At 36.6% G+C, this 14,412-nt stretch carries 10 protein-coding genes and 1 rRNA gene; 9 read left to right on the forward strand and 2 right to left on the reverse strand.

All coding sequences use genetic code 11. The annotated features are described in order from the left end of the window. The first annotated feature begins 68 nt into the window (after window positions 1-68). From rrf to GSB9_02720, 9 genes are all read left to right on the forward strand, one after another. Window positions 69-176: ribosomal RNA gene (gene rrf / locus GSB9_02712) — 5S ribosomal RNA — on the forward strand. Between the two features lie 198 nt (window positions 177-374). Then, window positions 375-788 (forward strand): hypothetical protein, encoded by a 414-nt coding sequence (locus GSB9_02713; protein ID UKM66134.2) that lies wholly within the window; start codon window positions 375-377, stop codon window positions 786-788. A 108-nt stretch (window positions 789-896) separates the two neighbouring features. After that, window positions 897-4,631, forward strand: coding sequence for an efflux RND transporter permease subunit (locus tag GSB9_02714; protein ID UKM66135.1), 3,735 nt, complete (start codon window positions 897-899; stop codon window positions 4,629-4,631). A 2-nt stretch (window positions 4,632-4,633) separates the two neighbouring features. Beyond that, complete coding sequence (locus tag GSB9_02715; protein UKM66136.1) at window positions 4,634-5,869, forward strand: TolC family protein; 1,236 nt, start codon at window positions 4,634-4,636, stop codon at window positions 5,867-5,869. A 2-nt stretch (window positions 5,870-5,871) separates the two neighbouring features. After that, window positions 5,872-6,429 (forward strand): AraC family transcriptional regulator, encoded by a 558-nt coding sequence (locus tag GSB9_02716; GenBank protein UKM66137.1) that lies wholly within the window; start codon window positions 5,872-5,874, stop codon window positions 6,427-6,429. Window positions 6,430-6,503: 74 nt separating this feature from the next. Next, window positions 6,504-9,233, forward strand: a complete 2,730-nt coding sequence (locus GSB9_02717) for a heavy metal translocating P-type ATPase (GenBank protein ID UKM66138.1) — start codon at window positions 6,504-6,506, stop codon at window positions 9,231-9,233. A gap of 3 nt (window positions 9,234-9,236) precedes the next feature. After that, window positions 9,237-10,028 carry a cation transporter gene (locus GSB9_02718; GenBank protein ID UKM66139.2) on the forward strand — a complete coding sequence of 264 codons (792 nt, stop codon included), beginning with the start codon at window positions 9,237-9,239 and terminating at the stop codon, window positions 10,026-10,028. 7 nt (window positions 10,029-10,035) lie between these two features. Beyond that, window positions 10,036-11,733 (forward strand): efflux RND transporter periplasmic adaptor subunit, encoded by a 1,698-nt coding sequence (locus GSB9_02719; GenBank protein UKM66140.1) that lies wholly within the window; start codon window positions 10,036-10,038, stop codon window positions 11,731-11,733. A gap of 26 nt (window positions 11,734-11,759) precedes the next feature. Then, window positions 11,760-12,200, forward strand: coding sequence for a cation transporter (locus tag GSB9_02720; GenBank protein ID UKM66141.1), 441 nt, complete (start codon window positions 11,760-11,762; stop codon window positions 12,198-12,200). Window positions 12,201-12,863: 663 nt separating this feature from the next. Here the strand turns inward: GSB9_02720 and GSB9_02721 are convergent. Continuing rightward, window positions 12,864-13,718: a class I SAM-dependent methyltransferase gene (locus GSB9_02721; GenBank protein ID UKM66142.1), complete on the reverse strand. Its 855-nt coding sequence runs from the start codon at window positions 13,716-13,718 to the stop codon at window positions 12,864-12,866. 35 nt (window positions 13,719-13,753) lie between these two features. Further along, window positions 13,754-14,311, reverse strand: coding sequence for an OsmC family protein (locus GSB9_02722; GenBank protein UKM66143.1), 558 nt, complete (start codon window positions 14,309-14,311; stop codon window positions 13,754-13,756). Window positions 14,312-14,412: the final 101 nt, after the last annotated feature.

Genomic DNA, 14,412 nt, shown 5'->3' on the forward strand with positions numbered 1-14,412 from the left:
TATTTGTCCGTCGAAACGATGGACGCTGGACGCTAAAGGCCACGTGCCGATAGCGGATAGCTATGACTTAAGGTGGTTATAGCGACGGGGCTCACCTCTTACCATTCCGAACAGAGAAGTTAAGCCCGTTAGCGCCGATGGTACTACATTTGTGGGAGAGTAGGTCGTTGCCTTTCTTGGAAGCCCTTCATCATGTGATGAAGGGCTTTTTGTTTTTGGATATTTACCTAAGCAAAAGCGGAATAAGGCAGAAAATTATTAGGGAAGTGGCGCTTATTTTAAACGGTTAAAGAACTTATTTAGAGTGCATAACGCTTTAAAATTCTGTTAAGGTTAGTTTTTAGTACGCAAATTTTACTACTTTTGTTACTATCATGAAGCAACAGTTCCACAAAACAATGTCCTTATTAATGGCTTTTGTAGTGTTATTCTCTACATTGTCATTCACTATCGATATGCACTATTGTGGCGATACACTTGTAGAAACGGCCATTTTTCAAAAAGCCAAAGGTTGTGGTATGGAAATGCAACAACCAGCAACAAACGAGTGTGAACTCACCAAGAAAAACTGTTGTGATGACAAACAAGTTGTCATAGAAGGTCAAGATGAGTTACAATTATCTGTTGATAAAATTGCTTTTGAACAGCAACTTTTCATTACCTCGTTTATTTATGCCTACATAAATCTTTTTGAAGGTTTAGATGAAAGCAACGCTTCATTTAAAGCGTATAAACCACCTCTTGTCGTCAAGCAAATCTTCAAACTTGACGAAACTTATTTAATTTGATTTTTAAATAGTATTAGTTGTTATCCTATGGCTTTATGCCACATGGATAATGTGCTGTATACGGTGTTGTCCTAGCGCCAATGTCTAACTGTTTAATTATCAAAATCAATGCTCAATAAAAGCATCAAATTCTTAATAGAAAATAAACTAGTAGCAGTATTGTTACTTGTCCTTTTTATAGGATGGGGGACCGTTAATGCTCCTTTTAATTGGGATATAGGTTTTTTACCAAGGAACCCTGTCGCGGTTGATGCCATTCCTGATATTGGTGAAAACCAACAAATTGTCTTTACAAAATGGGATGGACGCTCACCACAGGATATTGAAGACCAAATTACGTATCCTTTAACGACTTCATTACTTGGTATTCCGGGTGTGAAAACAATTCGAAGCTCGTCTATGTTTGGGTTTTCAAGTATCTATATCATTTTTGAAGAAGATATTGAGTTTTACTGGAGCCGAAGTCGAATTCTCGAAAAACTCAATTCCTTGCCAAGTGGCTTATTACCAGAAGGTGTTAATCCTGCTTTAGGACCTGATGCCACAGGGTTGGGGCAAATATTTTGGTACACAATCGAAGGACGTGATGAAAACGGTAACGTGACGGGCGGTTGGGATTTGCATGAATTACGAAGCATTCAAGATTACTATGTGAAGTATGCCTTGTCTTCTGCAAGTGGCGTGTCTGAAGTGGCGTCCATTGGCGGATATGTTCAGGAATATCAAGTTGATGTAAACCCAGAATTAATGCGTCAATACAACATTGGTTTAAGTCAAATTGTAAAAGCTGTTAAGGAAAGTAACAAAGATATTGGTGCGCAGACTTTAGAAATCAATCAAGCCGAATATTTGGTAAGAGGTTTGGGCTATATAAAATCTATTGCAGATATCGAAAATGCTGTGGTTACTTCAAAAGATTTTACCGCTATCAAAATAAAAGATATTGCCAAAGTGTCTTTAGGCCCAGCAGCAAGACGTGGTATATTGGACAAAGAAGGCGCTGAAGTTGTTGGTGGCGTTGTAGTGGCGCGTTATGGTGCCAACCCAATGGAAGTCATCAACAATGTAAAAGCTAAAATCAATGAATTAAGTGCTGGATTACCAACAAAAGCACTTGCAGATGGTAGAACATCGCATGTCACTATAGTGCCGTTTTACGACCGAACAGAGCTCATTCAAGAAACTCTTGGCACACTCAATGAAGCGTTGACTTTAGAAATCCTGATTACCATTCTAGTTATTGTTATTATGGTATTTAACCTTCGTGCTTCGGTGTTGATTTCTGGGTTATTGCCTGTAGCCGTTTTAATGGTGTTTATAGCGATGAAACTCTTTGGTGTTGATGCTAATATTGTAGCATTGTCTGGTATTGCGATTGCGATTGGTACTATGGTCGATGTTGGAGTTATCCTTTCAGAAAACATTATTCGTCATTTAGATGAAAACAAAAATAAACTACCAATTAATACCATTGTATATAATGCTGCAGCCGAAGTATCTGGCGCCATTGTAACCGCAGTAATGACAACCATTATTAGTTTTATACCGGTGTTTACAATGATTGGAGCTGAAGGTAAATTGTTCCGCCCGTTGGCGTTTACCAAAACCTTTGCGTTAACGGCTTCCATAATAGTAGCATTATTTTTAATACCTCCGTTTGCGGCGTTTTTATTCCGAAAAAAGCGCATTAAAACGCATTTTAAGTATGCTTTAAACGGTGTTTTAATAGTATTGGGAATAGCTGCGATAATTTATGGGTATTGGTTAGGATTGATATTAATAGCTTTTAGTGTGATTGCAATCGTAAGTTTATACTATAAACAGGAAACTATTAACGTTTCATTGTTCACTTTTTACTTTTCACTTACAACTAACCTAGCCAACATCATCATTTCTGCTTTTACCATTATATTCTTATTAGCTGAATACTGGCGCCCCTTAGGTGTAAACAAGAGCATCTTCTTAAATCTCATTTTCGTTGCTGTTATTTGTTTTGGTTTGTTGGGTGTTTTTTCATTGTTTATTAAATACTATACACGAATTTTAAGATGGTGTTTAGATAACAAAGTATTATTTCTTTCAGTTCCGACTCTAATCGTGGTCGCAGGATTTTTCATAATGAAAAACACAGGTAAAGAGTTTATGCCATCGTTAAACGAAGGCTCTTTTCTGTTAATGCCAACCTCAATGCCACATTCGGGAATTGAAGAAAACAAACGGGTTTTACAGCAATTGGATATGGCTGTAGCAAGTATTCCCGAGATTGAAACCGTAGTAGGTAAAGCCGGTAGAACAGAATCGGCTTTAGATCCAGCACCGTTGTCAATGTATGAAAATATTATTCAGTACAAACCTGAGTATATGCTGAATGAAAACGGCGAGCGTCAACGTTATAAAGTTAATGATAAAGGATTGTTTGAATTGAGAAACGGACAATTTATTGCAAATCCTAATAACTCAGAAAATGTCACCTTCAACGCAATCGAAAGATATCAATTAATAGAAGACAACAATGGCAAGTTTTATCGGAATTGGCGACCAGAGATACAATCACCAGATGAAATTTGGAACGAAATCGTGAAAGTCACCAAACTACCAGGTGTGACTTCAGCACCAAAATTGCAGCCTATCGAAACCCGATTGGTTATGTTGCAAACAGGAATGCGAGCAACAATGGGCATAAAAATTAAAGGGCAAGATTTAAAACAAATTGAAGCCTTCGGTATGCAATTGGAAAGCATTTTAAAAGAGGCTGACGGTGTTAAAGAAGAAGCTGTGTTTGCAGACCGCATTGTAGGTAAACCATATTTACTTATAGATATCGATAGAGAAAAAATTGCACGTTATGGTGTAAGCATCGAAGATGTACAAAATGTGTTAAAAGTGGCTGTTGGTGGTATGTCATTAACCCAAACAGTTGAAGGTCGTGAGCGTTATGGTGTGCGGGTAAGATATCCGCGGGAATTACGAGCAAACCCAACCGATTTAAAACAAATTTATGTACCAGTAGAAAACCAAAGTCCTGTGCCTTTAAGCGAATTGGCAACTATTCGTTACGAGCAAGGTCCACAAGCGATAAAAAGTGAAGATACTTTTTTAGTTGGCTATGTCTTGTTTGATAAAAAGGATGGCTATGCCGAAGTTAACGTGGTTGAAAATGCACAGGTAATGATTCAAAGTAAAATAGATTCTGGTGAATTGGTTGTGCCAAAAGGCATCAATTACCAATTTACTGGAAGTTATGAAAACCAGTTGCGTGCCGAAAAAACCTTATCTGTCGTGGTACCTTTAGCATTGCTTATCATCTTTTTGATTTTGTATTTCCAATTCCGTTCCGTGGGAACTTCGTTAATGGTGTTTACAGGGATTGCAGTGGCCTTTGCTGGTGGGTTTTTAATGATTTGGCTCTATGGACAATCGTGGTTTTTAAATTTTAATGTCTTTGGAGAAAACCTTCGGGATTTATTCCAAATGCATCCCATTAATTTAAGTGTGGCTGTTTGGGTAGGCTTCATTGCGCTCTTTGGTATTGCAACCGACGATGGTGTGGTGATGGCGACCTACTTAACCCAAACCTTTGATAGAAATTCACCAGAAACAAAAAAGGACATTAGGGCTTCAATTGTAGAAGCAGGTGAAAAACGTATCAGACCGTGTTTAATGACTACGGCAACTACAATTCTTGCTTTATTACCGGTTTTAACATCAACAGGGCGCGGCAGCGATATTATGATTCCAATGGCTATTCCTAGTTTTGGCGGTATGCTTATCGCTTTAATAACCTTGTTTGTTGTGCCTGTTTTATATAGCTGGAAAGCGGAAGTTCAACTTAAAAGCGCATAAAAATGAAACATAGAATAATACATATAAAATTGGTCTTCGCTCTTGGCTCTTGTTTTTTTAGTCTTTTTTCAAATGCACAACAATTGGAAACATTAATTGATGAAGCTTTAGAAAACAATCCTGAAATTCAAAAATTCGAATTACAATATAAACGAGTTTCCGAAAAAGTGAACGAGGTCAATACTATTCCTAACACCGAATTTGCTGCAGGTTATTTTGTAAGCGAACCTGAAACCCGAACCGGAGCACAGCGGTTTAAAGTTTCGGTCAAGCAAATGTTGCCCTGGTTCGGAAACATTTCGGCTCGTGAAAATTATGTAGAGGCGTTGGCCGATGCGCAGTACGAAGAGATTGTTATAGCCAAACGAAAATTGATGGCTTCGGTGTCGCAATCGTATTACAATTTGTATGCAAATCAGGCAAAACAAAGTGTTTTAACTGAAAATATTAGACTATTAAAAACCTACGAAACTATGGCATTGACCTCGGTTGAAGTTGGGAAAGCAAGTGCAGTCGATGTGTTGCGTTTACAAATGCGTCAAAATGATTTGCAGCAATTAAAAGACGTGTTTCAACAACAATATTTAGCAGAGCAAACCCATTTTAATAACCTTCTGAATAGGGGAAACAATGTTGATGTAAGTACGATAGATAGCTTAAAAATTCCTTCAGAAGATTTTGAAATAAATACAGAAAATTTATCAGTACATCCTGAATTAGTGAAGTATGATAAACGCTATCAATCCATTGAAAAATCAGAATTATTAAATCAGAAAGAAAGTAGCCCTATGATTGGTTTTGGGTTGGATTATATTAATGTGGAACCACGACCCGATATGGATTTTTTAGATAACGGAAAAGACATTGTTATGCCAATGGTATCGGTATCCATTCCTATTTTTAGCAAAAAACACAAATCGGTTTCCAGACAAAACAACTTGCAGCAACAGGAAATAAACTATCAAAAGCAAGAGCGGTTAAACCGTTTAAAAACCTTTTTGGATAAAGCTATAAACGACCGTATTTCAGCAAGAATAAGTCATAAAACTGCTTTAAAAAATCTAAAGCAGGCTAAAGATGCAGAGCAAATTCTCATTAAAAGCTACGAAACAGGAACGATAGATTTTAATGATGTGTTGGATATTCAGGAATTGCAATTAAAGTTTCAAATCAATGAGATTGAAGCAGTAAAAGTGTATTATATTCAAAGTACCATTATTAATTACTTAATTCGATAGTCATGCTACATTCATTGTATATTAAAAATATGGTTTGTAACCGTTGTAAAATGGTTATTCTTAACCTGTTAAATGATGAAGGTTTTGAGGTTGACACGATACACTTAGGCAAAATTACTGTGCATGAACAGCCCAATTACGATTACGACAAACTAGATGAATTATTAAAGAATATTGGTTTCGAACTTATTAAAGAGCCTTCAAAAGTATTGGTTGAAAAAATAAAAGTAACCTTAATTCAACATCTTGATAAAAATAGCACCGATGTTATTTGGTCGGAGTTAGAACATGAAACCGGTAAAAGTTATGCTGTTTTAAGTAAGACTTTCAGTAAATTAGAAGGAATAACGTTAGAAAAGTACCTGATTCAATTAAAAATTGAAAAAGTAAAAGAGTATATCCAATTACAGGAACTGAATTTTTCAGAAATAGCATATAGCCTCAATTACAAAAACAGCAGTCATTTAGCAAAACAGTTTAAACAAGTAACAGGAATGTCTATGACGGCGTTTAAAAATTTACAAGATGGCAGCAGAAAGCCTTTGGATGAAATTGTATAAAGATTTTTCAATATTCGGAAAATCAGTTTTAAGGGTAGTAAATAGTTTTGTAATAAACTAAAAACAGGTAGAAAATGACACATACATATCAAATTCAAGGCATGACCTGTAAAGGGTGTATGCGAACAGTAATAACAGCATTATCGGAAGTGCCCGGTGTTACCAATGTTGACATAGATTTTGATGCTTCAACGGCAGAAATAACAATGGAAACGCATATATCGTTAGCTACGTTTGAAGATGCATTGCAAGAGAAGAAAGCAAAATATCATATTCATACTTACAAAAACAACGAAACCGTTACACGTACTTTTCCAGTTAATGGCATGACCTGTAATGGTTGTAAGTCTCACGTAGAAACCATGCTGTCAAAAGTAGATGGCGTAAAGTATGTTGCAGTTGATTTGGAAAAAGAGGAAGCCACGATCGATATGACTTCGGAAATTCCAATTGAGGCGTTTCAAAATGTCTTGAAAAACAACGGTGGTGCCTATAGTATTTATAAAGCTGGGCAAAGACCTGATATGACAGCCTATAAAAAAGAAAAAGAACCCCAAGGTAAACCTACAGGCACGTTTTATTGCCCTATGCATTGTGAAGGCGATAAAACTTACGATAAACCAGGCGACTGCCCAGTTTGTGGTATGGATTTAGTGGAAGAGCAAAACCTGTTGGTAGGGGCATCAACGCAGCAATGGACGTGCCCGATGCATCCAGAAGTCGTGAAAGACGAAGCGGGTTCATGCCCTATTTGTGGAATGGATTTAGTACCTATGCAACCTGAATTATCAGCAGAAGAGAAGACTTATAAAGCCTTGCTGAAGAAATTTTGGCTGGCTTTGGCGTTTACGTTACCCATTTTCCTGATAGCTATGAGCGAGATGCTCAATCATAATCCCTTGTATGACGTTATGGAGCAAAAATATTGGAACTGGGTGCAATTCGCCCTATCTATTCCTGTGGTGTTTTATGCCACTTGGATGTTTTTTGAACGGGCTTATAAAAGCATTAAAACCTGGAACCTCAATATGTTTACGCTTATAGGTATTGGTGCTGGAGTCGCATGGACTTTTAGTGTTTTCGGCTTGCTTTTTCCCGGTTTTTTCCCAGAACAGTTTAAAACCGAATTAGGTGCCGTGCATGTATATTTCGAGGCAGCAACAGTTATCTTAACATTGGTATTGTTGGGGCAATTACTTGAAGCCAGAGCGCACAGCAAAACCAATTCGGCCGTAAAAGAATTACTAAAATTAGCCCCGAATAAGGCCATAAAAATAGTTGATGGGGAAGAAGTGGAAGTCAGTATAGACAAGATAGCGCTTGGTGATATTCTTAAAGTAAAACCTGGAGACAAAATTCCTGTAGATGGAATTATTACCGAAGGCGAAACCAGTATTGACGAATCGATGATTACTGGTGAACCCGTGCCAGTTGATAAAAAGGAAGACGACAACGTCAGTAGCGGCACCATAAACGGCAATAGGTCGTTTTTAATGAAAGCCGAAAAAGTAGGAAGCGATACGCTGTTATCTCAAATCATCCATATGGTAAACGATGCCAGTAGAAGTCGTGCACCCATTCAAAATTTAGCCGATAAGGTTTCAGCATATTTTGTACCTGCCGTAGTACTTATTTCAGTTCTCACGTTTGTAGTTTGGGTTATTTGGGGACCAGAACCAGCCTATGTTTATGCCTTGGTAAATGCCATTGCCGTGTTAATTATTGCTTGTCCTTGTGCTCTTGGATTAGCAACACCAATGTCGGTGATGGTTGGAGTAGGTCGTGGTGCACAACAAGGAGTTCTTATAAAAAACGCCGAAGCTCTTGAATCTATGAACCAAGTAGATGTCTTAATTGTTGATAAAACGGGAACCATTACCGAGGGAAAACCAACGGTAGAGAAGATAGGAGTATTTGGTGATTCATTTAATGAAAAAGAAGTATTGAACTACATTGTTTCATTAAACACCAATAGCGAACACCCTTTAGCAGAAGCAACGGTTAAATACGGTAAAGCGCATAATGCAGAAATACTAAAAACAGACAGTTTTATCGCGGTCACAGGAAAAGGTGTTGAAGCTCAAATTGAAGGTAAAACAGTGGCTTTGGGAAATACTAAAATAATGGAATACGCCAATGCTGAAATTACTTCTAAAATGAAAGAAGAAGCGAACACCTATCAAAAACAAAGTAAAACGGTGTCTTATTTGGCAATCGATAAACTTGTTGTAGGCTATGTGGTTATTGGCGATAAAATCAAAGATACCAGTGTCAAAGCTATACAAGAATTGCAAAGTAAGGGTATTGACGTGGTTATGCTTACAGGAGATAATCACGATACCGCCCAAGCAGTAGCTTCAGAATTAAATCTGGCAGATTTTAAGGCAGGTATGCTACCCGAAGACAAATTAAAAGAAGTTGAGCAACTTCAGAAAAAAGGTAAAGTAGTTGCGATGGCAGGCGATGGCATTAACGATGCGCCCGCCTTGGCAAAAAGTAATGTAGGAATCGCTATGGGCACAGGAACCGATGTCGCCATTGAAAGCGCCATGATTACTTTGGTGAAAGGCGATTTGCATGGTATTGTAAAAGCAAGAAACTTAAGTGATGCCGTTATGAAGAATATCAAACAAAATCTGTTTTTTGCATTGATTTATAACACCATAGGAGTGCCTATAGCTGCAGGTGTTTTGTTTCCATTTTTTGGGATTTTATTATCCCCAATGATAGCGGCTTTAGCCATGAGTTTTAGTTCGGTTTCTGTAATAACTAATGCCTTACGATTACGAACAAAGAAGATTTAATGTATGAAAAAATCAGTTTTCAAAATATCAAAAATGGATTGTCCCTCTGAAGAGAATCTAATTAAAATGAAACTTGCTGATTTTGATGGTGTCAAAAAGCTTGATTTTGATTTAAACGCAAGAACCCTAACCCTTTACCATACTAATGATGTGGGTTTAATTGTTGACTCTATCAAGGGATTAAATTTAGACGAGCATCTCATCTCTTCAGAAAAAACAGAGGAATCTATTGCTGATTCCTCAAAGAGTCAGTCAAAACTTTTATGGATAGTTTTAATCATCAATTTTGCATTTTTCATCATTGAAATGAGTACAGGTCTTATTTCAAAATCAATGGGATTAGTGGCAGATAGTTTAGATATGTTGGCAGATTCATTTGTTTATGGCTTAAGTTTAATTGCGGTTGGCGGTACGGCTTTAAGAAAGAAACAGATAGCAAAATATGCCGGTATTTTTCAAATAATCCTTGCGTTTATTGGTATAGTTGAAGTGTTTCGGCGTTTTTTAGGCTACGACAAGCTTCCTGTATTTTCAACCATGATTATTGTTTCTGTTTTCGCATTAATTGCTAATGGTATTTGTTTATACCTGCTGCAAAAATCGAGAAGTGAAGAAGCGCATATGCGTGCTAGCATGATTTTTACGTCTAATGATGTCATCATAAATCTGGGGGTAATAACAGCAGGGATTTTGGTGAATTGGTTAAACTCTGGATTGCCAGATTTAATAATTGGCATTGTTGTGTTTTCTTTAGTAATGCAAGGCGCATTTAGAATATTAAAGCTGAGTAAATAATAGCGATATGAAAAAAAATATAATTTATTTAGGGATGTTATTGGCAGGAGTACTGCTAGGTTGGTTGCTTTTTGGAGACAAATCAAAAGAAGAAATAAACCATAATAGCAGTGACGTAACCAAAGAAAAGCAACTTTGGACCTGCTCCATGCATCCGCAGATTATGCAGCCCGAGCCTGGCGATTGTCCAATTTGTGGTATGGATTTAATTCCTGCAGAAACTGGCGCTGACGGGTTGAGGACAGACCAGTTTAAGCTAACGCCTAATGCTATGGCTTTGGCCAATATTCAAACTACAATTGTAGGCAATGGAAATACACAAGCAAAAGCCGTTAAACTTTCTGGTAAAATAACCGAAAATGAAGATGCCAATGCCGTGCAAGTGAGTTATTTCTCTGGGAGAATTGAGAGATTGAATATCAGTTTTACGGGAGAGGACGTTCGAAAAGGACAGTTATTGGCAACCATCTATTCACCTGAATTATACGCTGCACAACAGGAATTGATTACAGCGGCTTCTTTAAAAGCATCAAAACTGGAATTGTACAATGCTGTTCGAAATAAATTAAAGTTGTGGAAATTATCTGATAAGCAAATCAACCAAATTGAAAATTCAAAAAAGGTTATAGAAAATTTCCCGGTTTATGCAACGGTATCAGGAACGGTTACCGAAAAATTAGTGGAACAAGGCGATTACATCAAACAAGGGCAACCGTTGCTCAAAATCGCTAACCTAAACACAGTTTGGGCTAATTTTGATGTGTATGAAAATCAAATAGACTTATTCAAAAAAGGACAAGAAGTAAAAGTAACGACAAATGCCTACCCCAATCAAGAATTTAATGGAGCTGTCGATTTTATAGACCCGGTATTAAATACCAAAACACGCACCGTTAACCTTCGTGTGGTTTTAAACAACAGGAAAGCTATTTTTAAACCTGGAATGTTTGTAACTGCAGAAATTAATGTAGTTAAAGCCAATTCAAAAGAAGTATTGACCATTCCAGCTTCTGCAGTTTTATGGACAGGCGAACGTTCTGTAGTATACATTAAAACCAATCCCAATGCACCTATTTTTGAAATGAAAGAAGTGGTTTTAGGAAACAAAATAGGTGATAATTATGAAGTGATGGATGGTTTATTTGGAGGAAATGAAATCGTCACCAACGGAACCTTCACTGTTGATGCAGCAGCACAGTTGCAAGGTAAAAAAAGTATGATGAGTCCTAGCGAAACAAAACAAGGGGATTTGCCTATGCCAATGGAACTCTCAGAAGACTTCAATAAGCAATTTCAAACCATAATTCCTTCGTATTTAAAATTAAAGGATGCCTTTGTAGACAGTCAGGCCAAGCAAGCATCAGCTGAAGCTAAAAAAATGCTTCAGCAATTTCAAAATATCGACCAAAAACAGCTGTCGAAAATGCTCCAAGCACATCTATACAAGAGTATTGAAATGATAAAAACAATATCTCAAACAAATGATTTAGAAAATCAAAGAGCCGCTTTTGTAACCTTAAACGAAAACATAGTAAGCATCGTCCAAAACCTTAAACATCTGGACAATCCTTTGTTTGTTCAAAAATGTCCTATGGCAAATAATGATAATGGAGCAGTATGGCTTAGCCTAAAAAAAGAGATCAGAAACCCCTATTTTGGAAATTCAATGCTAACCTGTGGCGAAGTCAAACAAGTAATAGAATAATTAGTAATAACAGTTAAAATTTAAAAATGAAGAAAGTAATTTTAAGCGCAGTCGTAATAGCTGCTATAGGTTTTACAAGTTGTAAAAACGATACAAAAAAAGAGACAGAGACAACAACTACTGAAGTTTCAAAACAAATCTCAATGACAGATATTTCTTTTGGTGTAAGAGGTAATTGTGGTATGTGCAAAAATACTATTGAAAAAGCGGCTAACAGTGTAGATGGTGTGACAAGGGCTAATTGGGATGTGGATAAAAAGAAGATTGATGTGTCTTTTGACGGTGCCAAGACAAATGAAATGGCTATTCAAAATGCTATTGCTGCCTCAGGTTACGACACCGAAAAAGTAGCTGGAAGTGAGGAAGCTTACAAAAATTTACCAAGTTGTTGCCAGTATGATCATGAAATGATGATGAATCAGTCTGGTGAAGTAAAAGCTGATGATTATTCAGGTCACGGACACTAGAGCTTATTGCCTGAAAACATAGGTTGTTATCCATTTAAGTGAGTTAAAAGTAAAACCCTTGAAAATTAGTTTTTCAAGGGTTTCTTTTTGTAGGAAAAATTCTTTTTTCATACGCTATCCATGCACTATCTATAGAGTATCCATAGGGGAGCTATAGGGAAGGTATAAAGGAAGGCAGTGTTATTTTCATTTTGGAACTATTATAAAAAACAAAAAACCCCGTAAACATTGCTGTTTCGGGGTTTTTTTGTGTCGAAAGTACTTCTTTGATTGTTTTTGCTAGCCTTTTTATTCATGTTTTTTGAGAGTCTGTTGAACAAATAGATTACATTTTATTAGCTATAATTAAGTATAGTGTAGTGCCTTTGTGATTAAAAAAACTAATTTATAGCAAAAGCGACCGCCAATTCTTCCGTCTTTTAAAATGTCCAAAACAATTGTTCCTTCTGTCGGATGCTCCAGTTCAATTGATTCTTCGAACTGCCATTCAGAACCAGGTTGATTGGGTCAGTCCGTTCAGGTTCCTGTTCCTTAATCAAGTCAATTATCCATTCTATTTTAAATTTTGGTTGCAGTGCTTAGGCTGGTTTATAAGTATTAAAAACAATAAATCACAAGCTGTCTGGTTGAGCAACTTGTGATTTTAAAAAACTTAGTGAGTTTTTATACGGATTTATTAATAGCAAATAATCTGGCAGAATAGTTAAATGGCTCACAATTAATCATACTTTGTTCGTAACTTTTAAAAACATCTTGTTTTACTTTTAAAAGTATGTTATTGTCAGCAGTTCTTAATGCTGCTACAACAGGCGGAACTACATCATTCATAAATTCCCAATAGTCCTCTGCTGTTTTGCAATTCATAGTACCATTAATTTCTGTTTCTTTAAATTTAGTAGCACCTAATTTTTCAAATATTCCTTTTAAAATTCCAGGAGTTGCACATCTAAATAAGCTTGGACCTTTTGGGTCTGGAATTGGTAACTCTAATGAGTGATTTTTTAAAACACCTAATATAGATGTTATCCAATTGTTTTTGACTGGTTCTGCCCAAACAGTAGTGACTAATTTTCCACCTGGTTTTAATACACGTAACATTTCCTCTGCTGCCAATTGCATATCTGGGAAAAACATGAATCCTAGTCTACAACTTATGGCATCAAAGGTGTTATCTTCAAAAGGCAAATTACAGGCATCTGCTACTTGTACTTTAAAGTTGTTTAATGACGTGGTTTGAGCTTTTATTTCGGCCATCTTCAACATGTTTTCTGATAAATCTGTAGCAATTACTAAACCACCTTGGTTTACACTTGCAGCTATAGTTAAACCTGGTTCTCCAGTACCTGATGCTATATCAAGAACTTTATCGGTCGGTTTTAAGTTCAGTTCGCTAATCATGTATTGTCCTTGTTCATCAAGAAATTCCATGGTAAAATCGTCCCATTTTCTCCACCCTTCAGAAAATGAATTCCAAGAGTTTTTCTGGTGTTCTCTAATTTGAATAAGATTTGAATTCATAATAGTAAATTATTAATAATTAAAAGCTTAATGATTTAAGATGCAAGATTGACTTGTACATCGGTTGGGTTAATAAGAGAATTAAACACAGGTGATTGTTTAGCTAGTGTAAGTAACTCCAATTTGGTTTCTTCATCTACCCCCTTAATATCAAATGACACCCTTATTTGAGAAAATTCCTTTTTTATGCTAGCGTCAAGTCCCATAAATCCTTGTAAATTCACATCTCCTTCAATTTTCGATGAAACCGATTCAACTTCAATACCACGAGCAGCCGCTAGTAATACCATAGCTGTGGTCATACAACTTAATAAGCCATACATCAAAACTTCACCAGGATTAGCACCTTTATTATGTCCCATTAATACTGGCGGCTCATCATGATCAAAAATAAATGGTTCTGTGCGGCTAGTATCTTCTTGACATGCCCCATAAAATCCTTGAACGAAACTGCGGTTATGTGCCCCACCCATCCAAGTGTTTTTAGCTCTTAGCTCAAATTGTGCAATTGCAGGATTTTCTTGTATGGCTTTTACTGTTGCGCCAATTGAATTCTGACTAAATCCGTTTACTGTTTTGTTTAATACTTCCATTGTTTTATATTTTTTGGTTAATAATTACAATGCAAATGTATTGTCTGAACTGCCTAAGCAGATAGCCAGAAAAGTTCATTAAATCAACAATTTAGTCCAGA

The organism is Flavobacteriaceae bacterium GSB9 (assembly GCA_022749295.1).
Lineage (GTDB): Bacteria > Bacteroidota > Bacteroidia > Flavobacteriales > Flavobacteriaceae > Flavisericum.

Coding starts and splice junctions, on each gene's coding strand:
- GSB9_02718 (UKM66139.2), top strand. CDS start 9,237: ATGAAAAAATCAGTTTTCAAAATATCAAAAATGGATTGTCCCTCTGAA.
- GSB9_02716 (UKM66137.1), top strand. CDS start 5,872: ATGCTACATTCATTGTATATTAAAAATATGGTTTGTAACCGTTGTAAA.
- GSB9_02715 (UKM66136.1), top strand. CDS start 4,634: ATGAAACATAGAATAATACATATAAAATTGGTCTTCGCTCTTGGCTCT.
- GSB9_02713 (UKM66134.2), top strand. CDS start 375: ATGAAGCAACAGTTCCACAAAACAATGTCCTTATTAATGGCTTTTGTA.
- GSB9_02714 (UKM66135.1), top strand. CDS start 897: ATGCTCAATAAAAGCATCAAATTCTTAATAGAAAATAAACTAGTAGCA.
- GSB9_02717 (UKM66138.1), top strand. CDS start 6,504: ATGACACATACATATCAAATTCAAGGCATGACCTGTAAAGGGTGTATG.
- GSB9_02721 (UKM66142.1), bottom strand. CDS start 13,718: ATGAATTCAAATCTTATTCAAATTAGAGAACACCAGAAAAACTCTTGG.
- GSB9_02719 (UKM66140.1), top strand. CDS start 10,036: ATGAAAAAAAATATAATTTATTTAGGGATGTTATTGGCAGGAGTACTG.
- GSB9_02722 (UKM66143.1), bottom strand. CDS start 14,311: ATGGAAGTATTAAACAAAACAGTAAACGGATTTAGTCAGAATTCAATT.
- GSB9_02720 (UKM66141.1), top strand. CDS start 11,760: ATGAAGAAAGTAATTTTAAGCGCAGTCGTAATAGCTGCTATAGGTTTT.